Raw genomic sequence first — 25,805 nt, forward strand, 5'->3', positions numbered from 1 at the left:
GGGAAGCCGGCAGGAGGAGGGGGCCGATGAGCCGCAATTCATTCCACGCATCGACACGCGCATGGCTGGCAGGCGTCGGGCTGGCGCTGCTGTGCATGGCGGATATCGCGACTGCCGCAACACCCAAGGAAGTGCGCAAGCAGGTCGAGGCCAGCATGCTGCTCACCGGCACGATAAGTATCGAGGCCGATGGCAGTGTCCGTGGCTACAACATCGACGACCAGGACAAGGTGCCGGAGTACGTCCTGTCAAATATCGGAAAGTGGGTGCCGACCTGGCGCTTCAGCCCGGTGCTGGTGGACGGCAAGCCGGTGCCGGCGCGGGCGAAGATGAGCTTGCGCATGCGCGCCGAGCCTTCCGGTGACGACAAGTTCTCGCTGTACATAGCCGGGGCGAGTTTCGGCGAAAGCCAGGGACCGTCTACGGATTCGATCACGAAGTTGGAAATGCAGCCGCCGAGGTTCCCGCCGGATGTCGCCCGCGTGGGCGGAAAAGGCGTCGTGTACCTTGTCCTGAAGGTCGGCCGCCAGGGCGTGGTCGAGGACGTCGTCGCCGAGCAGGTAAACCTCACCACGTACGCCAGCGACCGCCAGATGGAGCGTTTCCGTCGCAGCCTTGCCGAGGCCGCGATCGAGAAAGCGCGTGAGTGGACTTTCCGTCCGCCGAGTACGGGGGAGCATGCAGGTGACGCGTCCTGGTCGGTTCGGGTGCCGGTTGATTTCGGCTACCGGGGCGAGAAGGAAGTCGCCTATGGCCAGTGGGAAGGCTATCTCCCGGGGCCCCAGCGGCGCGCGCCGTGGTTGCAAGGCCGCGAAGGCGAAGCCGGCAACGATGCGCTGGCCAGCGGTATGTTGCAGATGGTGGGAACCGGCCCGAGGCTGCTGACGCCGCTACAGGGCTGAGCGTGGAAAAGGCTCTGCGGCTTTCCTGCGGTCGGCCGCACCTCCCCGTCCTGTCGACAGCCATGCATGCGATAGCGGGCGTGAGGCAGGCGGGAATCCAGCGCATTGCATGCAGTCCGGCATGACAAGGGCGCCAGGATTCTGATGCCGACGAAAAAAGAAGCAGCACTGATCACGGTGGCCGGGGCACTTTGCCTGCTTGCCCTGCTGTTCGCGCAATCGGCGAGCCAGCTGGTGGCCGACGAAAGCGTCCATGTTCCGCAGATCCGATGGTTTCTGCAGGGGCGGTTCGACGCCCATCCGCTGTTGACCACGATTCCCGGCTACCACCTGTTGGTAGCGGTGGTGCTGAAAGTGCTTGCGATGGATTCCATTGCAGCCATGCGCGCGATCGGCCTGGGCCTCGGTATCGTGGCTGCGCTGGTGTTCTTCTTCATCCGGCGGAAAGTCGGCGATCCACGGCCTTGCAGTTCGGCGCTGTTGCTGCTGTTCCTGCCGTTCCTCTTTCCCTACTACTTCCTGGTCTACACCGACGTGCTGTCGCTGCTGTTCGTCCTGTGCGCGTTGCTGGCGACGCTGCAGCGCCGGCACGTGCTGGCGGCGTTCGCCCTCACCCTTGCGATCTGCGTGCGCCAGAACAATGTGGTGTGGGCGGGCTTCATGCCGCTGTTCGCGCTGTGGCCGACGCTCAAGGAAGCGCAATGGCGTCCCTGGCATTGCGCCGCCACGGTTTCCCGAGTTGCATGGCCATACCTGCTGCCGGTAGTGGCGTTCCTGGCCTACTGGGCGTGGAACGGAACGATTTCGCTGTCGAAAACCGTGGCGGCCGGGCATCCGGACCTCAGGCTGCACGTGGGCAACCTGTACTTCTCGCTGTTCCTGTTCTTCGTGTTCTTCCCGAACGATATCTGGAAGGGCCTGCAGCGTTTCGCGGCGGCGGTTCGCCGCAATCCGTGGTGGCTGCTGGTACCGCTCGCCCTGCTCGCGCTGGTGAAACTCAAGGGGAGCTACGACAACACCCAGTTCACCGACTACTTCATCCGCAACTGGGTCATCGAGACCGTGCGCCACGGTGGCTGGGAGCGATGGGCGTTTGCCGCGGTGGTCGCGCTGTCCGCCTGCAGCATCGCCTTCGTCCGCTTCACGCTTCCGCAGGCCTGGCTGGTCTATCCGTTCTCGATCCTCTACCTCGCCTCGTCATGGCTGGTCGAGAACCGCTATTCGATTATTCCCTTCGCCCTGTGAATGGCGCTGCGGACCACCGGGAGCGACCGGGCGGATCGCGCGCGGCTGGTGGCCTGGATGCTGGTCTCGCTGTTCTTCACCTGGGGCGTATTCACGGGCAGGTTCATGTTGTAGATGCACGTGGCCACGAAAAAGCCCCGCATTGCGGGGCTTTCCGTTTTCGTGCGAGCGGTAGCCAGGCGATTGCGCCTGGCTCCGGGCTCATCGCTTCATCGAAGCGAAGAACTCGTCGTTGCTCTTGGTGCTCTTCATCTTGTCGAGCAGGAATTCCATCGCTGCGATCTCGTCCATCGGGTGCAGCAGCTTGCGCAGGATCCAGATCTTCTGCAGCAGCTCCGGCTCGATCAGCAGGTCCTCGCGGCGGGTGCCGGACTGGTTGACGTTGATCGCGGGGTAGACGCGCTTCTCGGTGATGCGGCGGTCGAGGTGGATTTCCGAGTTGCCGGTGCCCTTGAACTCCTCGTAGATCACCTTGTCCATCGCGCTGCCGGTGTCGACCAGCGCAGTGGCGATGATCGTCAGCGAGCCGCCTTCCTCGACGTTGCGCGCGGCGCCGAAGAAGCGCTTCGGGCGGTGCATGGCGTTGGCGTCGACGCCGCCGGTGAGCACCTTGCCGGAGCTCGGCACGACGTTGTTGTAGGCGCGGGCGAGGCGGGTGATCGAGTCGAGCAGGATCACCACGTCGCGCTTGTGCTCGACCAGGCGCTTGGCGCGCTCGATCACCATCTCGGCGACCTGCACGTGGCGCGCAGCCGGTTCATCGAACGTGGAACTGATCACCTCGCCGCGCACGGTGCGCTGCATCTCGGTGACTTCCTCGGGCCGCTCGTCGATGAGCAGCACGATCATGTGCACGTCGGGATGGTTGGTGGTGATCGCGGTGGCGACCTGCTGCATCATGATCGTCTTGCCCGCCTTCGGCGGCGACACAATCAGGGCGCGCTGGCCCTTGCCCTGCGGCGCCATCAGATCGAGGATGCGGCCCGCAATATCTTCGGATGAGCCGTCGCCACGCTCGAGCTTGAAGCGCCTGCGCGGGAACAGCGGGGTCAGGTTCTCGAACAGCACCTTGTTCTTCGACGCTTCCAGCGGCTCGCCGTTGATCGTGTCGACCACGTTCAGCGCGAAGTAGCGCTCGCCGTCCTTGGGCCAGCGGATGCGGCCGGAAAGATGATCGCCGGTGCGCAGGTTGAAGCGGCGGATCTGGCTGGGCGAGATGTAGGTGTCGTCCGGGCCGGCGAGATAGCTGGCCTCGGCCGCGCGCAGGAAGCCGAAGCCGTCGGGCAGGATTTCCAGCACGCCGTCGGCCTGCACGCCCTCGCCGGTGCGGGTCAGCACCTTGAGCAGGGCGAAGATCACGTCCTGCTTGCGGGCGCGGGCGACGCCGTCGGAGATGTTCAGCTGTTCGGCGATGTCGAGCAGCTTCTGCGCCGGCATCCGCTTGAGGTCGCCGAGCGAGTACTGCGGGAAGCCTTCGGGGATGTTGGGCGGCGGCAGGCGCTGGCCCTGGTCGCCATTGTCGTCACGCGGCAGGCCGTCGTCGCGGTGGCGCCCGCCACCACCGCCACCACCGCCACCACCGCGGTCGCGGTCACGGCGGTTGCGGAAGCGGTCGCGGCGGTTGTTGTTCTGGCCGCCGCCGCCCTGGCCCTGCTGCTGGCGCGGCTCGCCGCCGTCGTTCGGCTGGTTGCCGCCGCCGGATTCCGCGGCCGGTGCCGGGGAGGAGGAGGGTGAGGAGGAAGGCGAGGGCGCCGGGGATGCCGCGCGCGGTTCGGCGGCGGGCGCGGGGGCCGGCGGCGGATTGGAGGGGGGCGTCGGAGTCGGCGCGGCAGGCGCTGCCGGTGCTTCTGCGGCCTTGGCGGCCTTGGTGGCGCGCGGCTTGCGCACGCGCTTCTCGGCGGTATCGCCGGAATCGGGGGTGTTGTCGGACAAGTGCGAATTCCTCGCTAGCTGCGAGCGCCCACGGAATGCGGGCGGGATGGGAGAAGTGGGTTCTTCAGAAGGGTGCGGCGGGCCTGGATCAGGCAAACAACACGCCGGGTCGGACAGAAACTAGCACCGTATGCGTGGCCACGGCAAGCGATGTCGGCCCGGGCCGCGGGTCGGCCGGGCGCGATTCAGGTTGGTGGGAGCGGCCATTGCCGCGATGTTCTTCATGCCGATCGCGGCCACGGCCGCTCCCACGGCGACATCTCATTGGCCGGGAAAGCGAATCAGAGCGCCTTGTCGATCATCTGTGCCAGCTGCGCCTTGCCGACGGCGCCGATCTGGGTGGCCTGGACCTGGCCGTCCTTGAACAGCAGCAGCATCGGGATCGAGCGCACGTGGTACTTCATGGCCGTGCCGCGGTTGTGGTCGACGTTCACTTTCGCGATCTTGACCTTGCCGTCGTAGGCCTCGGCCAGTTCGTCCAGCGCCGGCGCGATCATCTTGCAGGGGCCGCACCATTCGGCCCAGAAATCGACCAGTACGGGTTCGGACGACTGCAGCACTGCGCTGTCGAAATCGGCGTCGGTGGCGTGGATGACCTTTTCGCTCACGGAAATCTCCTGATGGACCAAATATGCGGGCCGGGGGCCCGGCGGCGCCATGGTGGCGCCGGTTAACTGATAAACTGGGGCGATTCGCGGTCGATTCAAGGACACGCCCATGGCCCGCACGGGGACCGTTCGGGGCCGCGACCGCACTCCCTTCCGGTGCCGGCAGTCTGCTCGGCCACCGCATCCCACGCAAGCGCGCACCGCCGCGCGGACCCTATCTGACGCATGAGCGACAAGCCCCTTACCGACATCACCTTCTCCTCGTTCGAGCTGCATCCGGCGCTGCAGGCCGGGCTCGAATCCGCCGGCTTCACCCGCTGCACCCCGATCCAGGCGCTGACCCTGCCGATCACCCTGCCCGGGCGCGACGTTGCCGGCCAGGCCCAGACCGGGACCGGCAAGACCCTGGCCTTCCTGGTCACGGTGGTGAACCGCCTGCTCACCAGCCCGGCGCTGGCCGACCGCAAGCCCGAGGACCCGCGCGCGCTGATCCTGGCGCCGACCCGGGAGCTTGCGATCCAGATCCACAAGGACGCGGTGAAGTTCGGGTCCGAGCTGGGCCTGAAGTTCGCCCTGGTCTACGGCGGTGTCGACTACGACAAGCAGCGCCAGCTGCTGCAGGAAGGCGCCGACGTCATCATCGCCACCCCCGGCCGCCTGATCGATTACGTCAAGCAGCACAAGGTCGTCTCGCTGCACGCCTGCGAGGTGTGCGTGCTGGACGAGGCCGACCGCATGTTCGATCTCGGCTTCATCAAGGACATCCGCTTCCTGCTGCGGCGCATGCCGGCGCGCACCGAGCGCCAGACGATGCTGTTCTCGGCCACCCTCAGCCACCGCGTGCTGGAGCTGGCCTACGAGCACATGAACGAGCCGGAGAAGATCGTCGTCGAGACCGAGACGATCACCGCCGCGCGCGTGCGCCAGAAGCTGTACTACCCGTCCGACGAGGAAAAGCTGCCGCTGCTGCTGGGTCTGCTGTCGCGCAGCGAAGGCGCGCGGACGATGATCTTCGTCAACACCAAGGCGTTCGTCGAACGCGTGGCGCGGGCGCTGGAGCGCGCCGGCTACCGGGTCGGCGTGCTCAGCGGCGACGTGCCGCAGAAGAAGCGCGAGTCGCTGCTGAAGAAGTTCCAGGCCGGACAGCTCGAGATCCTGGTCGCCACCGACGTGGCCGCGCGCGGCCTGCACATCGACGGCGTGCAGTACGTCTACAACTACGACCTGCCGTTCGACGCCGAGGATTACGTGCACCGCATCGGCCGCACCGCGCGGCTGGGCGCCGAGGGCGACGCGATCAGCTTCGCCTGCGAGCGTTACGCGATGGGCCTGCCGGACATCGAGGCCTACATCGACCAGAAGATCCCGTCCGCACCGGTGACCGAGGACCTGCTGGTGGCGCTGCCGCGCAAGCCGCGCGAAGGCGTCGAGGCCGACGCAGCCGAAGGCGAGAGCGTCAGCGAGATCTTCCGCGAGGCGCGCGAGCAGCGCGCGGCCGAAGACGCGCGTCGCGGCATCAAGCCCAGTGGCCGCGGTCGCAGCGGTGGCCGCAGTGGCACCGGCGAAGGCCAGCGTGGCCCGAGGCCGCCGCGCCCGCCGCGCCAGGCCGGGGAAGGCGCCGTTGCTGCCCCCGAGCCGGCCGCCGCAGCGACGGTCGTGCATGCGGACAGTGCGACGCAAGCATCCGATGTTGGCGGCGACCCCGCGCGCGCACCGCGCAAGCGTCGCCGTCGTCGTGGCGGCCGTCGCGTCGAAGGTGGCGAGGCGGTCCAGCAGGCCGCCGGCGGCGAACATCCAGTCGCACCCGCGCAACCGGCCGGCCCGCGCCAGGTCCAGGCCAGGCCCGCACGCGCGGCGAACAAGCCGGCGCAACCGGCGCAGCCGCCAGCGGCAGGCGAGGCGAAGGGCGCGCAGGCGTCGTTGTTCTCGCGCATCGGCCGTGGCTTGCGCAAGCTGGTCACGCGGCCGCCGCACACGCAGCACTGACAGCGCCGGGGGAACCGGACAAGCGAACGCCCGGTTCGCCACCCGGTTCGCCGTGATGATCGTCGCTTGCGACGGTTGATCCCGCGAAGTGCGGGGGCGACGTGGCGGATCGGGCGAGGAAGCATTAGCCTTCCGATACCCTGTGCCCGACTCCCCCTTCCCGGCTTCTCATGAGCGTCCTGCGTTTCGATAACGTCAGCAAGCAATATCCGGGCGGCCATGTCGCGCTGTCGGACGTGAGTTTCGAGGTCGCGGACGGCGAGATGCTGTTCGTCACCGGCCATTCCGGCGCCGGCAAGAGCACGCTGCTCAAGCTGATCCACCTGTCCGAGCGGCCCAGCCGAGGCGCTGTGCTGCTTGCCGAGCGCAACCTGATGAAGGTGCGCGGCCGCCGCGTCGCGCTGCATCGGCGCGATGTCGGCGTGGTGTTCCAGGACCATCGCCTGCTCACCGACCGCAGCGTGTTCGACAACATCGCCCTGCCGCTGATCCTGCGCGGCATGCGTCGCGGCGAGATCGGCCGGCGGGTGCGTTCGATGCTCGAGCAACTGGGCCTGGGCGAGCGCGAACGCGCGCTGCCCACGCAGCTGTCGGCCGGCGAGCAGCAGCGCATCGGCATCGCCCGCGCGGTGGTCAGCGAGCCGCGCCTGCTGGTGGCCGACGAACCCACCGGCAACCTCGACCCCACGCTGTCGGCCGAGATCATGGCGCTGTTCGCCTCCCTGCCCGAACGCGGCACCAGCGTGCTGGTCGCCAGCCACGACCTGGGCCTGGTCAAGCGCATGAAGAAGCGCGTGCTGGTGCTCGACCACGGCGTGCTCGCCGACGACATCTCGCCGGAGGAACTGGCGGATGAGTAGCAAGGGCGGGAACTCGCGCATCGGCACCTGGTTCGACCACCACGTCTACAGCTTCGTCGCCAGCCTCGGCCGCGTGCTGCGCAAGCCGTGGGCGACGATGCTCACCGTCGGCGTGATGGCGGTGGCGCTGGCCCTGCCGCTGGGGCTGTGGCTGGTGCTGGGCAATGTCGAGCGCTTCTCCAGCAGCGTGCAGCAGTCGCGCGAGATCAGCGTATTCCTGAAGCCCGACGTCGCCGCCGCGCGCGCCACCGCACTGGCCGATTCGCTGCGTGCGCGCCGCAACGTCGGCAAGGTCGAACTGCGCACGCCGGAGCAGGGCCTGCAGTCGCTGCGCGACAAGGGCGTGCCGGCGAACGCCATCGATGCCGCCGGCGAGAATCCGCTGCCGTACGTGCTGGTCGTGACCCCGGCCGGCGACGAGGCCCTGCTCGCCGCCGGCCTGGCGCAGCTGCCCGAGGCCGAACTGGTGCAGCACGACACGCAATGGCGCGAACGGCTCGACGGCTGGCTGCGCTTCGGCGGCCGGGTGGCCTGGGTGCTGGCGTTCCTGCTCGGCCTCGGCGCGCTGCTGGTGGTGGGCAACACGGTGCGCCTGGACATCCAGTCGCGGCGCGAGGAGATCGGCGTGCTGCAGCTGCTCGGCGCCACCGACGGCTTCATTCGCCGGCCGTTCCTGTACCTGGGCGCGTGGTATGGCGTCGCGGCCGGTGCGATCGCGCTGGCGCTGTTGGCCGCCGCCGGGCATGCGCTGCGTGCGCCGCTGGCGGAACTGGCCACCAGCTACGGCAGCCGGTTCGAACTGACCGGCTTCACGCCGATGGTCGCGCTGGCGGTGCTGGCCGGCGCCACCGTGCTGGGCTGGCTCGGCGCCGGCTTCGTCACCGGCCACTACCTGCGCCAGACGCGACCCACCGAGACATGAGCGGGCCCGGCGACAGCGTGCCCGGCAACAGCGCGCCGCGCGAAAAACGGAGTCACGACCTGCGCCATGTCGCCAGCGACGCACCGCGGGTGATGGTGGTCGACGGTTCGAAGCTGGTGCGCCGGCTGATCGGCGACGTTTTGCACAAGGAGCTCCCGGACGTCGAAGTCGTCGGCTGCAGCGGGCTGGCCGAAGCGGGCCAGGCGCTGGAAGGCGCGCCGGTAGACCTGGTCACCACCTCGCTGGTGCTGCCCGACGGTGACGGCCTGCAGCTGGCGCACGCGGTGCGCGAGGCCACCGGCCAGCGCTACGTGCCGGTGATCGTGGTGTCGGGCGACGCGCAGGCGCACCTGGAGGCGCGGCGCTTCACCGAGGATGTGACCGACTATTTCGACAAGGCCGACGGCCACCAGGCGCTGGCCGCGTTCATCCGCGGCTACGTGCAGCCGGCGCCGATCCCGGGCGCGCACGTGCTGTACGTCGAGGACAGCCGCACGGTGGCCATCGCCACCACGCGCATGCTGCAGGCCCAGCAGATGCGGGTCACGCACGTGCCCAGCGTGGAGGACGCGCTGGAGTTCCTGCACGCGCATGCGGCGACGGATGACGCGCCCGGCGCCGACCTGGTGCTGACCGACGTGTACCTGAAGGGCGAGCTCAGCGGCCACGACCTGCTCGCCGCGATCCGCAACGAATTCGGCTACGGCAAGCGCCGCCTGCCGGTGCTGGTGATGACCGGCGATTTCAATCGCGTCAACCAGTCGACGTTGCTGCGCGAGGGCGCCAACGACCTGGTGCTCAAGCCGATCGAGGAGCGGCTGCTGGTGACCAAGACGCTGTTCCAGCTGCGGCTGGCGGGGTTGGCCGGGTCGGGCGCGGAGTGATGGGCGCGGCACCCGGATCTCCTGCAAGGGCGTGGAGGAAAGCCTGATGCCCGACGACCGCATCAGGCTCGAACCGTCCTGGAAGGCGCGCATCGGCGACTGGCTGCAGCGCGACGACATGCAGGCGCTGTCGCGGTTCCTGCGCGAGCGCCACGCCGCCGGCGCACGGATCTTCCCGCCCGCCCGGCAGATCTTCGCCGCGTTCGACGCCACGCCGTTCGACGCGGTGAAGGTCGTGATCCTCGGCCAGGATCCGTACCACGGTGCCGGCCAGGCACACGGCCTGTGCTTTTCGGTACTGCCGGGCGTACCGGTGCCGCCGTCGCTGGACAACATGTTCAAGGAAATCCAGCGCGACCTCGGGATCGCGCGGCCGGATCACGGCTACCTGATGCCATGGGCCCAGCGCGGCGTGCTGCTGCTCAACTCGGTGCTCACGGTCGAGGAAGGCCGCGCGGGTTCGCACCAGGGCAAGGGCTGGGAAGGCTTCACCGACCACGTCGTCGACACCCTCAACCGCGAGCGCGAAGGGCTGGTGTTCCTGCTCTGGGGCAGCTACGCGCAGAAGAAAGGCGCGGTGATCGACCCGCGCCGCCATCGCGTGCTCAAGACCACGCATCCATCGCCGCTGTCGGCGCACCGGGGCTTCCTGGGCTGCGGGCATTTCTCCGCCACCAACGACTACCTGTCGCGCAACGGCCTAGCGCCGATCGACTGGTCGCTGCCGCCGCGCGCGCAATTGCAGCTGCCGTGAGGACGGTGATCGCCACCCGCTACGTCACCCCGCTGCGTGAGGGCGGTTCGCTGCCGGCGGTGGTCGAGGCCGACGACGACGGCATGTACGTGATGAAGTTCCGCGGCGCGGGGCAGGGCGCGAAGGCGCTGGTCGCGGAAGTCATCGCCGGCGAACTCGCGCACCTGCTCGGCCTGCCGATCCCGGAGATCGTGCTGGTCGAACTCGACCCGGACCTGGCGCGCACCGAGCCCGACCCGGAAATCCAGGACCTGATCCGCGCCAGCGGCGGACTCAACGTCGGTCTCGACTACCTGCCGGGGTCGATCAACTTCGACCCGCTGGTCGAACACCCCGACGCGCTGCTGGCGTCGTCGATCGTGTGGTTCGACGCCTTCACCAGCAACGTCGATCGCACCGCGCGCAACACCAACCTGCTGATGTGGCATCGCAAGCTGCACCTGATCGACCACGGCGCCGCGCTGTACTTCCACCACGACTGGGCCAGCGCCGCGCAGGCGGCCGGTTCGCCGTTCACGCACATCGCCCAGCACGTGCTGCTGCCGCTGGCGACGCGCCTGCGCGAAGCCGACGCGGCGCTGTCGGCGCGCATCGCCGACGACGACATCGAACGCATCGTCGCGCTGGTGCCCGACGCCTGGCTGGCCGGCGAGTCCGCGTTCGCCGATGCCCACGCGCATCGCCGCGCCTACGTCGAACATTTCCGCGCGCGGCTGCGGCAACGCGGCGCATTCGTCGAGGAGGCGCTCCGTGCCCATGGCCATCTATGACTATGCGGTGATCCGCGTGGTGCCGCGGGTCGAGCGCGAGGAGTTCGTCAACGTCGGCGTGGTGGTGTCGTGCCAGCAGACGGGCCTGCTCGAGGCCGGGATCGAGCTCGACGCCGCGCGCGTGCGTGCGCTCGATCCGCACATCGACCTCGACACCCTGCGCGCGCACCTGCAGGCGATCGCCACGATCTGCCGCGGCGGCCCCGGCAGCGGGCCGATCGGTGCACTGCCGCCACGCGCGCGCTTCCACTGGCTGACCGCGCGGCGCAGCTCGATCATCCAGATGTCGCCGGTGCATACCGGGCGCAGCGCCGATCCCGCGTCGATCGTCGAGACGCTGCTGGACCGCATGGTGCGGGTAATCGGGGCCCGGGAAGCGGGAAGCGGCAGGCGGGAATAGCGGATCGCAAATGGCAGCCGACAGGGCGCGCCGCGGCCGGCCTTGTCGCCTCGGCGCAGTGATGGGATCTGCACTGGTGGCGATCCGGCAGGATCCTCTGCGCGAGGATTGCGTGGTGCCGCTCGCGCTGCGGGGAAACCCATCCCCACCCAACCCTCCCCTTGAAGGGGAGGGCTATGTTCACGGATGACAGCAGGGGAGAGCGGATGCCGCGTTCTGCTCCCCCAGTTCCCAGTCCCAGTTCCCAATCCTGGACCCACCCTGCCCGCTGAACGACCCGCGCAGCCCCCGCCGCGAATGGGGGATGATGTTCGGCCCATGCGTGCGCAGGCCCGGTGCGGCATCCTGATCCCATGACGAACGTGCGTTATCGCTTCGGGCGCCATGCGCTGGACCTTGCCAAGCGCGAACTGCTGCACGACGCGGTGCCGGTGGCGCTGCCGGCGCGGGTGTTCGAATGCCTCGCCCACCTGATCGAACACCGCGCGCGCGCGGTCGACCGCGACGAACTCGCACGCGCGGTGTTCTCGCGCAGCGACGTGTCCGATGCGCAGCTGGCGCAGATCATCCTGCGCAGCCGGCGTGCGATCGGCGACGACGGCCAGGAACAGCGGATGATCCGCACGGTGCCGCGCTTCGGCTTCCGCTGGGTCGCGCAGACCACGGTGGAGCACACGCCCGGCGTGGCCGAAGCGGAGCCGGTTTCGCCTCTCGCCGGGTCGCCCGCGCACAGCGCGCCATCCGCGCCGTCGCCGCTGTCGCAGGCGTCGCCGGAAGCCGGACCCGAATCCGGATCCGGATCCGAACCTGCACAGGCCGTGCCGGCCGGCCCGCTGGCCGTGGCCGTGCCGCGGCCTGTCCGCAGGCCGCCCTTCACGACGCTGGCCACCGCGGCGGTGGTGCTGGCCCTGGTCGCGCTGGTCGCCGCATTCGCCTGGCAGCGGCGTGCGCAGCCGGCCGCGGTTGCCGCCGTCGCCGACGCGGCGGCGCAGCGCGCGATCATGGTGCTGCCCACGCGCGTCGAAGGCCCGGGCGACGTGGCTTGGGCGCGGCTCGGGCTGATGGATTACCTCGCCGACCGCATCCGTCGCGGCGGCCTGCCGGCGTTGCCGAGCGACACCACGCTGAACCTGCTGCGCGACGCCGGCGGCGCACAGCAGGCGCCGGACGTGCAGCAGCTGCGCCGCGCCGCGCGCGTGGACTGGATCGTCGAGAGCCGCGCCAGCGGCGACCATGGCCGCTGGACGGTGCGCCTGCGTGCGACCGATCGCCATGGCCTGGTGCAGCGCGGCCAGGCGCAGGGCGGCGACTTGCTTGAAGCCACCCGCATCGCCGGCGACCGCCTGCTGGCCGCGCTCGGCGGCGACACGACCGTCGCCGAAGGCGAGCCCGAGCCGGGCCTCGACGAGCGCCTGCAGCGCGCGCAGTCGGCGATGCTGGCCAACGAACTCGACACCGCGCGCCGCATCCTCAACGAGGCGCCGGAGCTGCAGCGCGCGCAGCCGCAGTTGCGCTACCGGCTGGCGCAGGTGGATTTCCGCGCCGGCGAGTACCAGCGCGGGCTGGCCACGCTCGACGCGCTGCTCGCCGGCGACGCCGCGCGCGACGATCCGATGTTCCGCGCACGCCTGCTCAACTCGCGCGGCGCGATGCTGATCCGCCTGGACCGCTACGCCGAGGCCGAGCGCAGCTACGACGCCTCGATTGCGCTGCTCGAACGCAACGGCTCGCCGGTCGAACTGGGCCACGCGCTCAACGGTCGCGGGGTGACGCGCTCCTCGCAGGGGCGCTTCGACGAGGCGCTGTCCGATCTGGGCCGCGCCCGGGTGCAGCTGCTGCGCAGCGGCGATGCGCTGGCGGTGGCGCGGGTGGACGCCAACCTCGGCAATCTGGGGATGGATCGCGAACGGCCGGCGCAGGCAGTGGGCTACTTCGAGAAAGCCGCGCGCGACTTCGAATCGATGGGCGCGGTCAACGAACTGGCCGGGATCAGCGGCATGCTGCTCAGCGCGCAGCTGCAGCTGCTCAAGCCGGAGGCCGCGCTGGCCGAAAGCGACCGCGCATGGGCGCTGTTGCCGCGGATCCGCGACCCGGCCCAGCGCGCCAACATCCTGCTCGGTCGCGCCGAGGCGCTGCTGGCCGTGGGCCGGCTGGCCGAGGCCGGCCGGCTGCTGGCGATGCCGGAGGCCGCGCGCGTGGTCCCCGGCGACTACAAGCGCCGCGATTACCTGCGCATGGAACTGGCGCGCCAGGCCGGCGACCCGCGCGCGGTGGTGAAGATCGCCGACGCCGCGCTCGCGGACTGGCCGCCCGCCCGCCGGCCGCAGTTGCGCGCCTGGTTGCAGCTGCGGCGCGAACAGGCCGCGCAGGCCCTCGACCTGCCGCCTGCCGACGCGGGGCAGGCCGGTGGCGCACTGGCCGGAGACGACGTCCCGCAGCGGCTGCTGCGCGCGCTGCAGGCCGGCCCGGGCGGCGAGCCCGATTTTCGGGCCGCGCTCGACCTGGCCGAGCAGCGCGCGATCCCGCAGGAGATCGCCGCGGCCGTCGACGCCTACGCGCGCTGGCGGCTGGACCGGGGCCAGACTGCCGAAGCCGGCGGCCTGGCCGGCCGCACCGCGCCCTGGGCGGAACAGGATTTCGAACTCGCGCTGCTGCAGGTGGCGCTGTACGCCCGGCTCGGCCAGCACGAGCAGTGGGAAGCGGCGCTGGCGCGCGCGCGGGCGCTGGCGGGCGAGCGCCCGATCCCGTCGGAACTGCTGGCGCCGCTTCCGCCAAGCTCCGCCGCCGCCCTGTAAGCGGCTGATCGGATTCGGGAAATCTCCCGGAAACAAGATCGTCATGTAACTGGAATGACAGCCCGCGAGTCGCCGGGCAGCGTCCGGTGGTTGCCATTCGTTGCAGCCCGCCTGCCCCCGCAGGCCCCTGACGTTCCATTCCGAGGGAAGACACGATGATCCGTACGCCGCTGTACGCCGCACTGCTGTTGGTCCTGTCGCAGCCCGCCCTGGCCCAGTCCCCCGCGTCGCAGACCTCCCGCGCCACCCCGGCGACGACGCCGGCAACGCCTGCGCCGTCCGCCGCCGATGCCTGCCTCACGGCCGAAGCCGACGGCCGCGATGGCCGCAAGCCGGTGGACGACGACTGCGCCGCCGCGATCAAGCCGGCACCGGGCACTTCTGCCCCCGGCGCCGGCAGGTTGCCGCCGAAGCGTGTCGCCACCGCCGCGGATCATTACTTCGCCGCCAACGGCGCTGCCGACGGCAGCGACGACGCGCTGGCCGAGGGCGAGAACGCGGTGGCCAGCGGCGCCGGCAGCGTCGCCAGCGGCTACCGCTCCGTCGCCACGGGCCACCAGGCCAATGCGGGCGACCAGTGGTCGGTCGCCGTCGGCAGCGAAAGCACGGCCAGCGGACTGGGCGATGTCGCGATGGGCGCCAAGGCCACGGCCGAGGGCGGCTCCAGCGTCGCGATCGGCGGTGCGTTCAATACCTTTGCCGGCTGGGAATACACCGCCGCCACCGGCGCCCAAGGCGTCGCGGTCGGCGCCGGTGCCAAGGCCAGCGGCGACTACGGCGCGGCGCTGGGTTCGGTTGCGCGCGCGACCGGCTTCGCCACCACCGCGGTCGGCAACTTCGCCCTGGCCAGCGCCGACAACGCCACCGCGCTCGGCGCGGCGTCCTATGCCAGCGGCGCGTTCAGCGTCGCGGTCGGCATCGCCAGCACCGCCGAAGGCGAGGGCAGCCTCGCGGTTGGCCCGGGCGCGACGGCCCTGGGCAATCACGCCAGCGCGCTGGGCAGCAATGCGGTTGCCGCAGGCGACCAGAGCACGGCGCTGGGCATCGAAGCCATTGCCGACGGCCGCGCCGCCACGGCGCTGGGCGCCGGTTCGCGGGCCACGCAGGCCGGCAGCACGGCGCTGGGTGGCGCCTATTATCTCGACGATGGCAGCGGCGAATTCGTGTTGACCCGCGCCGATGGCGAGGGCGCCACCGCGGTTGGCGCTGGCGCGCAGGCCAGTGGCGAAAATGCCACCACCACCGGCGCGCTGAGCGTGGCCGACGGCCTCGACAGCACCGCCAACGGCTTCCAGAGCGCGGCCCTGGGCGAGGACAGCACCGCGCTGGGTTCGGACGCGCTGGCCGAAGGCGACTACACCACCGCCATCGGCGCCACCAGCAGTGCGCTGGGCCTGGGCGCCTCGGCGTTCGGCAGCGGCGCAGTCGCGGTCGGCGAGTTCGCCACCGCTTCCGGCTACAACGCGGTGGCCACGGAGAAGTGGAGCAGCGCCTACGGCGTCGGCAGCCAGGCCACCGGCCAGAGCGCGACCGCCATCGGCGGGCAGATGGTGGTGATCAACGGCGACACCTGGGAAGAGGAGATCTGGTCGACTACGGCGTCCGGCCAGGAATCCACCGCGATCGGCACCGCCGCGCGCGCCACCGAGTACGGCAGCACCGCGCTGGGCGTGGTGTCCGAGGCCAGCGGCCAGAGCGCGACCGCGCTCGGCCAGGCCGCCACCGCACGCGGCGACGACAGCGTGGCGATCGGTGGGCAGGCGCGCGCCTATGGCGTGTTCAGCACTGCGGTCGGCAACTGGTCGCAGGCGCGCGGCGACCGCACCATTGCCATGGGCGGACTGTCGGTGGCCGAAGGCACCGAGAGCCTGGCCTTCGGCGGGCTCTCGGCCACCGGCGGCGTGCAGAGCGTCGCGCTGGGCTGGAACAGCATCGTCTTCCCCGGCGCCGACGGCAGCATGGCGCTGGGCGCCAACAGCGAGGTCGCGCCCGGTGTGACCAACGCGGTGGCGCTGGGCGCCGGCTCTTACGCCGACCGCGACAACAGCATCTCGGTCGGTTCACCGGCGCGCACGCACAACGGCCAGTGGCCGGAGGAGATCGCCGCGATCGACCGCCAGATCACCCACGTCGCCGCGGGCACCGAGGACACCGATGCGGTGAACCTCGCGCAGCTGCAGGAGGTGGCGAAGACCGCGGACAACACCGACCACTTCTTCAAGGCCAGCGACGATCCGGACAACCCGGGTGTGGGCGCATACGTCGAAGGCGACAACGCCATCGCGGCAGGCGAAGCGGCCAACGCAATCGGCGAGGGCGCGTCGGCCTACGGCAGCGGCGCAGCCGCGATGGCCGATTTCGCCACAGCCACCGGCTACGGCGCCACCGCCAGCGGAGTCGATGCGTCGGCCTATGGCAGCAATGCCGAGGCCAGCGGCGAATCGAGCGTGGCCATGGGCGGCACGCGCACGACGCAGGACGGCGACGGCAACGAAGTCACGACCAACACCGTCGCCTCGGGCGAAGACGCCACCGCGCTGGGCGCGGGCGCCAGCGCGACCGGCACCTGGACCATTGCGGCCGGCGCGGGTGCATCGGCGAGCGGCGAATACGCGAGTGCATTCGGCGTCGAGGCCGCGGCCACCGGCGTGCAGGCCACGGCGATGGGCTACCGCAGCAGCGCCGGCGATCTCGGCACCGCCACCGGCGGCTACGCGCAGGTCGCGGGCGTGGGCTCGTCCGCCTACGGCTACGGCAGCAACACCACCGGCGACTATTCGGTCGCCGTCGGCAGCCCCGGCGACATCGTGCTGTTCCAGAGCGGCGGCGCATTCCCGAGCGGTTATCTCACCGGCACCACCGCGGTCGGCCTGGGCGCCAGCGCCTTCGGCCCGGCCGCCTACGCCAATGGCGCGCTGACCTCGGCGCTGGGTGCCGGCGCGGTCGCCGAAGGCCACATGTCCATGGCGCTCGGCGCGATCAGCGCGGTCGACGCGGATTACGCGACCGCCATCGGCAGTCGCAGCGTGGTCGGCGGCAACTACGGCATCGCTTTGGGCTATGCGACCAGCGTGGCGGCCGAACACGGCGTCGCCATCGGTACCGGTTCGGCGGTCGCCGCTGACAGCGGCGTCGCCCTCGGCGTCGGCAGTCGCGTGGAAGGCGAGAACGGTGTCGCCCTCGGTGCGGGCTCGCTGGCCGATCGCGCCAATACCGTCTCGGTCGGTGGCGCGGGCCACGAGCGGCAAATCACCAACGTCGCCGCGGGCACCGAGGACACCGACGCGGTGAACCTCGCGCAGCTGCAGGAGGTGGCGAAGACCGCTGACAACACCGACTACTTCTTCAAGGCCACCGACGGCGACGAGAACAGCGCCGGCGCTTACGTGGAAGGCGAGTACGCCACCGCCGCCGGCGACGGCGCCAGCGCGATCGGCTTCGGCGCGTCGGCATTCGGTAGCGGCGCCAACGCGATCGGCGAATACACCATCGCCAGCGGCCTGGGCAGTGTGGCCAGCGCCGCCGACGCCACCGCCTATGGCGCCGGCAGCCAGGCGACGGGCGACGGCTCGACCGCGCTGGGCGGCTACGCCTATGTCTGGAACGGCAACACCGGCGAACTCGAACGCTTCGCCACCATCGCCTCGGGGCAGGAGAGCACCGCGATCGGCAACGGCGCCAACGCCCTGGAGTACGCGTCGGTCGCGGTCGGCAGCAGCGCCTATGCGGGCGGCGAGATGGCGGTGTCGGTCGGGGGCAACGCGCTCGGCGACAGTGCCACGGCGGTCGGCCGCAACACCTTCGCAGGCAGCTACGGCACCGCCATTGGCAAGGGCGCGGAAGCGTCCGGCCAGACCGCGATCGCGCTCGGCGCGGGCGCGCAGGCAAGCGGCGCGTATTCGATCGCGCTCGGTGGCGGCTTCGCGTCCGGCGACCATGCCATCACGCTGGGGACGCTGAGCTTCGCGACCGGCGCATCGAGCATGGCGCTCGGGCCGGAGGCGTTCGCCTTGGCGGACAACTCGGTGGCGCTCGGCGCGTTGTCGGACGCCGTTCGCGCCAACACGGTCTCGGTCGGCTCGGTCGAACGCGGCCTCACGCGCCAGATTACGAATGTGGCTGCCGGCACCGAGGACACCGATGCAGTGAACCTGGCCCAGCTCAACGAGGTGGCTGACACGGCCGGCGAAACCAGCAAGTACTTCCAGGCCAGCGGCAGCGACGACAGCGATGCCGGCGCGTATGTCGAAGGCGACAACGCGATCGCGGCGGGCGAGGCCACCAATGCCACCGGCGCGGGCGCGTCGGCATTCGGCAGCGGTGCGAACGCGATTGCCGGCAACGCCACCGCGGTCGGATTCAACGCACTGGCGGCCGGCGATTCGTCCACCGCCGCCGGCGGCGAACTGCACTACACCTACTACGACGCGGAGTTGAAGCGCGACGTCACCATCGAAGGCACCACCGCGGCGACCGGGATCGGTGCCAGCGCATTCGGCGCCGGTGCACAGGCGGGCGGCGATCTTGCGACCGCGCTCGGCGCCAACGCCAGTGCCAGCGGCCTGTGGTCCACGGGCGTGGGCTCGCGCGCGAATGCCGAAGGCGAAAGCGCGGTGGCCGTCGGCGACAGCGCCCAGGCCACCGGCGACCAGAGCACCGCGGTCGGCGGCAGCCGCCCGGCTGGCCCGAACCTGGGCCACGTCGCCACCGTCGCATCGGCCGAGCGCGCCTCCGCGTTCGGTTCGTCGGCGCAGGCCACCGGGATCCAGTCCACCGCACTGGGCTGGAACAGCTTCGCCACCGAAACCAGCGCTACCGCGGTCGGTGAATCCGCATTCGCCTACGCGCACTGGTCGACCGCACTCGGCGGCTCCAGCTTCGCCGCTGGTGACAGCGCGGTGGCGGTGGGTTTCTACGCGCAGGCCATGGGCGACAACAGCGTCGCCCTCGGCGCGGGCGCCGTTGCCGATCGCGCCAACTCGGTTTCGGTCGGCGCCGGCCCCAACATCGACGGCTTCGCCGAGGAGCGGCAGATCACCCACGTCGCCGCCGGTACCGAGGACACCGACGCGGTGAACCTCGCCCAGCTGCAGGAGGTGCAGAAGACCGCGGACAACACCGACTACTTCTTCAAGGCCAGTGACGGCGACGAGGGCAGCGCGGGTGCGTATGTGGAAGGCGAGTACGCCACCGCCGCAGGCGACGGCGCCAACGCGATCGGGCTGGGCACCTCGGCCTTCGGCAGCGGCGCGATGGCGGTCGGCGAGTACACCACCGCGGGTGGCTTCAACAGCGTCGCCAGCGGCAGCAGTTCGACCGCCTATGGCGCCGGCAGCGAAGCCAGCGGGACCAGCTCGACCGCGATCGGCGGCTACGCGCAGATCTTCAACGGCAACACCGGCGAGATCGAGAACGTGCCCACGCTCGCCTCCGGGCAGGAAAGCACCGCGCTCGGTGCCGGCGCACAGGCGCTGGGCTACGCGTCGGTCGCGTTCGGCAGCACCTCGTATGCGGCCGGCGACCTGTCGCTGGCGATCGGGGGCAGCGCCTACGGCGAATGGAGCATGGCGATCGGCCGCAACAGCCGGGCGATGGACATCAACGCCGTGGCAGTCGGTGCGGGCAGCGCGGCGCAGTCGCAGAACGCGCTCGCGGTCGGCACCTGGGCCCAGGCCGAGTCGGTCTCGGCGATCGCGATCGGCAACGGCACCTTCGCCCAGGCCGAGAATGCGATCGCCATCGGCAAGCTGTCGGTGTCGCGCGGCCTGGACAGCGTCGCGCTCGGCGCCCATTCCTGGGCGGCGGCCGACAACTCGGTCGCGCTGGGCGCGTCGTCCGAGACCACGCGCGCCGACACGGTGTCGGTGGGCTCCGAAGCGCTCGGCCTGACGCGCCAGATCACCAACGTCGCCGCCGGTACCGAGGCGAACGATGCGGTGAACAAGGCGCAGCTTGACGAAGTCGCCGCGGGCGCCAGCGAGGCGAATCACTACTTCGCCGCAAGCGGTGCGCAGGATGGCAGCGACGATGCGTTGGTCAACGGCCAGGGCGCGCTGGCAGCCGGCGCCAACAGCGTGGCCAACGCCAACGGCACCACCGCAGTGGGCGCGAACAGCAAGGCGGCGAAAGTCAGCGGCTCGGCGTTCGGCAGCAACGCCAACGCGGCCGGTACCAACGCCACTGCGCTGGGCGCCAACACCCAGGCACTGGCGGCGACATCGTCGGCGATCGGCTCCAACGCCCAGGCACGTGCCGCCGGTTCCAGTGCAGTGGGTTACGACGCCCGCGTGCTGGACGCAGCCACCGACGGCACCGCGCTGGGCGCACGCGCCCAGGTCACGGCCGGCAACAGCGTTGCGCTCGGCGCCGGTTCGGTCGCCGATCGCGCCGACAGCGTGTCGGTCGGCACGGTGGGTGGCGAGCGGCAGATCACCAACGTCGCCGCCGGCACCCAGGACACCGATGCGGTCAACCTCGGCCAGTTCAACTCGGCGCTTGCCAACGTCGATGCGGATCTTGCCGGCACGGTGAAATACGACGACGAGGACAAGACCACGCTGACCCTGGAAGGCGAGGGTGGAACCACGATCGCCAACGTCGCCGCCGGCGCGCTGTCGGCCACCAGCACCGAGGCTGTGAACGGTGCGCAGCTGTTCGGGATGGGCGATTCGATGGCGCAATCGCTCGGCGGCGGCGCGTCGATGGGGGCGAACGGTTTCAGCGGCCCCACCTACCTGATCCAGGGCGGCAGCTACTACAACGTCGGCGACGCACTGGGTGCGCTGGACGGCGCGATCAGCGGCATCGACAGCCGCCTGGGCGCGCTGGAGAACGGCGCCACGGCCACGGACGCCGCCGCACCGGCGACCGCTTCCAGCGGCAGTACGCAGCAGGTCGACGACCGTGTCGCGGGCAATGACGCCGGCAACAATGCGCAAGCCGGTCCGTCGCGCGACGCGGAACCAACCGGCACCCCGTCGCCATCCACCGGTGGCCCGGTCACCGGCGGCCAGTCGGCCCCGGTGGCGCAGGCGCCAAACCCGGCAGCGCTCGACCAGGAAACGCTGGACTCGGCCAACGCCTACACCGACACCACCGCGACCAAGACCCTGGCCTCGGCCAATGCCTACACCGACAGCAAGTTCACCGCGCTGGACGACCAGTTCCAGCAGCTCAGCGACAACCTCGGCAACCGGTTGAACCAGCAGGACAAGCGGATCGACCGGATGGGAGCGATGAGCTCGGCAATGATGAACATGGCGATGAACGCCGCCGGTGGCCGCAGCGAGCGCGGCCGGGTGGCGGTGGGTGCCGGCTGGCAGAACGGCGAGAGCGCGCTGTCGGTGGGGTACTCCAAGCAGATCGGCGAACGCGCGTCGTTCTCGATCGGCGGCGCCTTCAGCAGCGACGACAGCTCGGCCGGCATCGGCTTCGGCGTCGACCTGTAACCCCTGCGCGGCCCGCGTCGCCGGCTCCCCCGGCGGCGCGACGCACGCCTCCGGCCGGCCAGGCCTTCTCCCGGCATGGCCACCGGCGACGCGGGCCGCGTTCTTTTTTCCTTGGCCCCGGGTTCGCCCGGGGTTTTTTTTCCGGCGCCCCGCCGATCACGACATTGAGCCCCCAGCGTCTAGCGCCTGCTTCAGTGCCAGAGTCTTCAGGATTTCGGTGTGCACGCCGGCGTCAGGGCGCGGTTGTCGATGTCATCGCGGTCACTCGTTCCCCCTCTCGGCATCGGGCGGATTGCGCTGCCGCAGCCGGTTGCCGGCAAGATCGTTGCGGCTGGCCTGGTAGTTGCGGGTGCCGCCGCGCAGGCCGATGCCTTTCAGCCCGTTGCCGCGGATCAGGTTGTCGACGATCAGGCCGTCCGTGGTTCCGATCGCGAGCACGCCGTAACCGCGGTTGTCCTCGATCGTGCAGCCCTTGACCGTGACCTCGCTGCTGCGCTTGTAGATCTGGATGCCGCTGCCGCGATTGCCGCGCACGACGCAATTCTCGATGTGCGCGCGCACCGCCGTGCCGGGCGCGTCCGGCTCGATATCGATGCCGCACTGCGGCAGGGTGCCGGCGGTGTCGCTGAACTCGCAGTCGTGGACGCGGACATCGCGCGAATGGCCGATGGTGAGACCCTGGCGACGGTTGCCGGTGCAGGTCACGCCGGACAGGACGATGTCCTGGCTGGGAACCGGCGCCAGCTTCTTCTTCCCGCCAGGACGCTTGCCGCCGATGCCGATGCCGTCGCCCCAGCAGCGCGAGACGTGGATGTCGCGCACGGTGACCCGGCTGGCGCCGTACAGCGCGATGCCGTGGCCCCACTCGCCGGTGCTGCCCAGGTGCGCGTCGCGATCGCCCAGGATCCGTCCGCCCGAGATCTCGACGTCGCTGACCAGGGCGGCCATCAGCACGTAGGCGCGTTGCTCCGCGTTGGGCTTCGCCTTGAGCTGCGCATCGGGCGCGAGCTGGAGGTGCATCCGGCTGCGCAGGCTCGTCCGCCGTGTCGGGTCGATCAGATACGTGCCGGCCGGCACCTCGACCGTGCCGCCATCGTCGGGCAGGGCGTCGATCGCGCGCTGGAACGCGGCGCTGTCGTCGTGCACGCCGTCGCCGCGCGCGCCGTGGTCGCGGACGCTGGTCCGCGCACTGCCGCGTGCGCGCGATGGCGGAACCAGCGTCGCCGCCGATGCGGACATCGTGCATGCCGCGCCGCCGAGCAGCGCCAGCGACACCGACGCGCCGATGCTGCCGCGCAGGAATGCGCGGCGCGAGGCGACCACGTGCGCGAACGGATCGGCTGTCCGGTGCCTCACCGCGCGTCCTCCGCGCTGCCGACGGCTTCGGCGCCGTGGTGGTGGATCCACGGCAACACCACCGCCAGCAGGTAGAACTTCGAGGCGTGGTACTTGTTGTCGAGGCGGCCGCGATTGCGTTCCAGCCACGCCACCGCGCCGGGCAGCATGTCGCGCGACTGCGCGGCGATCGCATGGACCTGGTCGAAACGCTGCTCCGCCAGCCCGCACAGGTCGAAGCGGAAGCAGCCCTTGTGTTCGACATAGGGCAGCCGCTCGAAGCGGGTCGCGATGTGCCGCCGCACCAGGGCCTTGTTGGCCCGGGTGACCGGATCGATGTGCTGGTCCGACGGCACCTGGCGGTAGACCCACTCGCGCAGGGCGCGGTCGCAGAACGGATACGCCGCGCGCAGCGACAGCGCGCTGGCCGTGTACAGCCCCTTGGCGAAGCCGCCGGCCGCCTCGGAGATCGTGAGGGTGATCGCCTTCCAGTCGTCGCCGCTGGCCACCGACGCCATCTCCGAGCGGAACGACGCCAGGCGCGCCTTCGACAGCCGCGCGATGTCGAGGCCGAACAGCGCGTCGACTTCCGTGTCGGTGAAGCGCGAGCCGGGGAACAGCCGTTCGCTCGGATCCATCTGCAGCGTCGAGAGCAGGTAGCACAGGCGGAAGCTGTGCCCGATCCCGGGCAGCTCGGTGGCCCAGCGCGGCAGGCGCACGCCACGCGCCAGCGACGACAGCAACCAGTGCTGCGAATGCATCGGCGTGCCGAAGTAGATGTCGGAACCCAGGCCATCCACGGTGCCGTCGCCATTGCTCGCGGCGATCGTCGTGGCCATGTCGGCGTAGGACAGGAACGCGAAATCCGCGGTCAGCAGCGGCATCCTGGGCAGCATCGCCAGGTAGCGGTCGTAGGCGCGGCCGGGATCGCAGGCCAGGACCTCGTGGCGCAGGCCGAGGGTCCTGGCGACCGCATGCGCGGACCCGATCTCGTTCTCCTCGCGTCCGCCGAGGTAGGTGAAGCACACCGTGTCGGGGCGCGCCTCCGCGGCGGCGATCGCGAGCGTGGTCGAATCCTTGCCGCCGCTCTGCAGCAGCCACGGGGCGCGGATCTTCGCGCACGAGCGATCGAGCGCCTCGCATAGCAGGCGGTGGTAGGTGGCGACGGCAGCGTCCGTCTCGTCGCCATCGGGACGCTTGCCGCTGTCGCGGAATCCGAAGTGGAACTGCGGCGCGTCGTGCATGTCGTGCTGCGGATCGAAGCCGAAGGTCGCCAGCTTGACGTCCTCGAAGACCGAATGCGGCGGATAGACGAAGCCGTTGCGCAGCAGGTCGGCCATCGACACCGGGTCCAGTCGTGCGCGGCCCTTGATGTCGTCGTCGAGCGCTGAGAAATCCGGCTTGCCGTAGTAGGGCGACATCGTGATCTGCACGCGCTGCTGGTGCGAATCCGAGCGCTCGCGGTGTCGCACCAGCCAGGGCAGCACGATCGCCAGCAGGTAGAACTTCGAGGCGTGGTACTTGTTGTCCAGGCGGCCGCGGTTGCGCTCCAGCCACGCCGTCGCGCCGGGCAGCATGTCGCTTGCCTGCACGGCATACGCATGCACTTCGTCGAAACGCTGGCGTGCCAGCCCGCACAGGTCGAACCGGAAGCTGCCCTTGCGCGCGACGTAGGGCAGCTGCTTGAAGCGCGTTTCGATGTGCCGGCGCACCAGCACCTTGTTGGCGCGCGTCACCGGGTCGACCAGCTGGTCCGACGGTACCTGGCGGTACACCCATTCGCGCAGGTTGCAGTCGCAGAACGGATACGCGGCGCGCAACGACAGCGCACGCGCGGTGTACAGGCCCTTGGCGAAGCTGCCGCTCACGCCGGCGATCGAGTTCGCCATCGCCCAGCGTTCGTCGAGGCTGGACGCCGATGCGATCTCGGGCCGGAACAACTCCAGCCGCGCCTTGGACTCGCGTGCGATGGCGCGGCCGAACAGGGCGTCCACCTCGGCGTCGGTGAAGCGCGAACCGGGGAAGGCGCGCTCGACCGGGTCCATCTGCAGCGTCGACAGCAGATAGCAGAACTCGAAGTTGCGTCCCAGCAACGGCAGTTCCGTCATCGCGCGCGCCAGCCTCAGGTTGCGCGCCAGCGATGACAGCACCCGCTCGCGCCCGTGCACGGTCGGGCCGAAGTAGCCGTCCGCGCCCATGCCGTCGACGACGCCGTCGGCGCCGTCGGCGGCGATCTCGGTTGCCAGGTCCACGTACGACAGCAGCGCGAAGTCCGCGGTCAGAAGCGGCAGGCGATCGATGATGGCCAGGTAGCGGTCGTAGGCGCGCCCCGGGTCGCACTCGAGCGTGTCGTGCCGCAGGCCGAGCTTGGCCGCGACCAGCGTCGCCGAATCGACCTCGTTCTCCTCGCTGCCGCCGAGATAGGTGATGCAGCGCGTATCGGGCCGGACTTCGGCGGCCACGATCGCCAGCGGCGTGGAGTCCTTGCCGCCGCTCTGCAGCAGCCACGGCGAGGTGATCTCCGCGCAGGCGTTCTCGAACGCCTCGCACAGCAGCTGGTGGTATTTCTCCACCCAAGCGGTGCCGGGCGAGCTGCGTGCCTGGCGATGCCCGCTGTCGCGGAACAGGTAGCGGAACTCCGGCGCGACATGCATGTCGTGGTGTGGGTCGAAGCCGGTGGTCACCAGTTTCACGTCCTTGTAGATCGAGTGCGGCGCGTAGACGAAGCCGTTGCGCAGCAGGTCGGCGACCGAGACCTGGTCGATGCTGGCCCGGGCCGCGTGGCCATCGTCCAGCGCGGAAAAATCCGGCGAGCCGTAGTAGGGCGAGGTGACGATCTGGAGGCGGTGCGCGGCGGTCCCGGAGCCAACGCGTGGCGCCGGCCGCGGCGCGTCTTCCACGCTGGATTCCGGCGCGAGCGGGAAGCCGAAGCCACCGGCAATGGTGGTCGTGCGCTGGTTCATC

Annotated in this window: 15 protein-coding genes; 11 read left to right on the plus strand and 4 right to left on the minus strand. The window is 70.4% G+C overall.

The window, feature by feature from the left end:
• Window positions 1-26 precede the first annotated feature (26 nt).
• Together ACTJIL_RS15910 and ACTJIL_RS15915 are read left to right on the plus strand one after the other, a co-directional pair.
• Entirely contained in the window at window positions 27-902 is an 876-nt protein-coding gene (locus ACTJIL_RS15910; RefSeq protein ID WP_440756578.1) for an energy transducer TonB, read from the plus strand.
• Between the two features lie 144 nt (window positions 903-1,046).
• A complete protein-coding gene (locus ACTJIL_RS15915; RefSeq protein ID WP_440756579.1) occupies window positions 1,047-2,147 on the plus strand; it encodes a hypothetical protein in 1,101 nt (366 codons plus the stop codon).
• A 201-nt stretch (window positions 2,148-2,348) separates the two neighbouring features.
• Here ACTJIL_RS15915 and rho read toward each other — a convergent pair whose 3' ends face one another.
• The gene (rho, locus tag ACTJIL_RS15920) at window positions 2,349-4,079 is read right to left on the minus strand and encodes a transcription termination factor Rho (RefSeq protein ID WP_440756580.1); all 1,731 of its coding nucleotides are present in this window, start codon (window positions 4,077-4,079) and stop codon (window positions 2,349-2,351) included.
• Window positions 4,080-4,360: 281 nt separating this feature from the next.
• A complete protein-coding gene (gene trxA, locus ACTJIL_RS15925) occupies window positions 4,361-4,687 on the minus strand; it encodes a thioredoxin TrxA (protein WP_440756581.1) in 327 nt (108 codons plus the stop codon).
• Window positions 4,688-4,912: 225 nt separating this feature from the next.
• Between trxA and rhlB the strand changes: the two genes are divergently transcribed.
• From rhlB to ACTJIL_RS15970, 9 genes are all read left to right on the plus strand, one after another.
• A complete protein-coding gene (rhlB, locus tag ACTJIL_RS15930; protein WP_440756582.1) occupies window positions 4,913-6,673 on the plus strand; it encodes an ATP-dependent RNA helicase RhlB in 1,761 nt (586 codons plus the stop codon).
• A 170-nt stretch (window positions 6,674-6,843) separates the two neighbouring features.
• Complete coding sequence (gene ftsE / locus ACTJIL_RS15935; RefSeq protein WP_440756583.1) at window positions 6,844-7,533, plus strand: cell division ATP-binding protein FtsE; 690 nt, start codon at window positions 6,844-6,846, stop codon at window positions 7,531-7,533.
• Entirely contained in the window at window positions 7,526-8,455 is a 930-nt protein-coding gene (gene ftsX, locus ACTJIL_RS15940) for a permease-like cell division protein FtsX (protein WP_440756584.1), read from the plus strand. The genes ftsE and ftsX overlap by 8 nt, the downstream gene beginning before the upstream one ends.
• Complete coding sequence (locus tag ACTJIL_RS15945) at window positions 8,452-9,339, plus strand: response regulator (protein WP_440756585.1); 888 nt, start codon at window positions 8,452-8,454, stop codon at window positions 9,337-9,339. Before ftsX ends, ACTJIL_RS15945 begins: the two co-directional genes overlap by 4 nt.
• Window positions 9,340-9,385: 46 nt before the next feature.
• Complete coding sequence (gene ung / locus ACTJIL_RS15950; RefSeq protein WP_440756586.1) at window positions 9,386-10,093, plus strand: uracil-DNA glycosylase; 708 nt, start codon at window positions 9,386-9,388, stop codon at window positions 10,091-10,093.
• Window positions 10,090-10,863 (plus strand): HipA family kinase, encoded by a 774-nt coding sequence (locus ACTJIL_RS15955; protein ID WP_440756587.1) that lies wholly within the window; start codon window positions 10,090-10,092, stop codon window positions 10,861-10,863. The genes ung and ACTJIL_RS15955 overlap by 4 nt, the downstream gene beginning before the upstream one ends.
• Window positions 10,850-11,263: a DUF3037 domain-containing protein gene (locus ACTJIL_RS15960; protein WP_440756588.1), complete on the plus strand. Its 414-nt coding sequence runs from the start codon at window positions 10,850-10,852 to the stop codon at window positions 11,261-11,263. Before ACTJIL_RS15955 ends, ACTJIL_RS15960 begins: the two co-directional genes overlap by 14 nt.
• A 353-nt stretch (window positions 11,264-11,616) precedes the next feature.
• Window positions 11,617-14,058: a winged helix-turn-helix domain-containing protein gene (locus ACTJIL_RS15965; RefSeq protein ID WP_440756589.1), complete on the plus strand. Its 2,442-nt coding sequence runs from the start codon at window positions 11,617-11,619 to the stop codon at window positions 14,056-14,058.
• A 155-nt stretch (window positions 14,059-14,213) separates the two neighbouring features.
• Complete coding sequence (locus ACTJIL_RS15970) at window positions 14,214-21,506, plus strand: hypothetical protein (RefSeq protein WP_440756590.1); 7,293 nt, start codon at window positions 14,214-14,216, stop codon at window positions 21,504-21,506.
• 261 nt (window positions 21,507-21,767) lie between these two features.
• Here ACTJIL_RS15970 and ACTJIL_RS15975 read toward each other — a convergent pair whose 3' ends face one another.
• Window positions 21,768-22,862: a right-handed parallel beta-helix repeat-containing protein gene (locus ACTJIL_RS15975; protein ID WP_440756591.1), complete on the minus strand. Its 1,095-nt coding sequence runs from the start codon at window positions 22,860-22,862 to the stop codon at window positions 21,768-21,770.
• A complete protein-coding gene (locus ACTJIL_RS15980; protein WP_440756592.1) occupies window positions 22,859-25,804 on the minus strand; it encodes an asparagine synthase-related protein in 2,946 nt (981 codons plus the stop codon). Before ACTJIL_RS15980 ends, ACTJIL_RS15975 begins: the two co-directional genes overlap by 4 nt.
• Between the last annotated feature and the right edge of the window lies 1 nt (window position 25,805).

Origin of the sequence: Luteimonas sp. 22616 (assembly GCF_052044325.1) — a bacterium.
GTDB lineage: Bacteria > Pseudomonadota > Gammaproteobacteria > Xanthomonadales > Xanthomonadaceae > Luteimonas.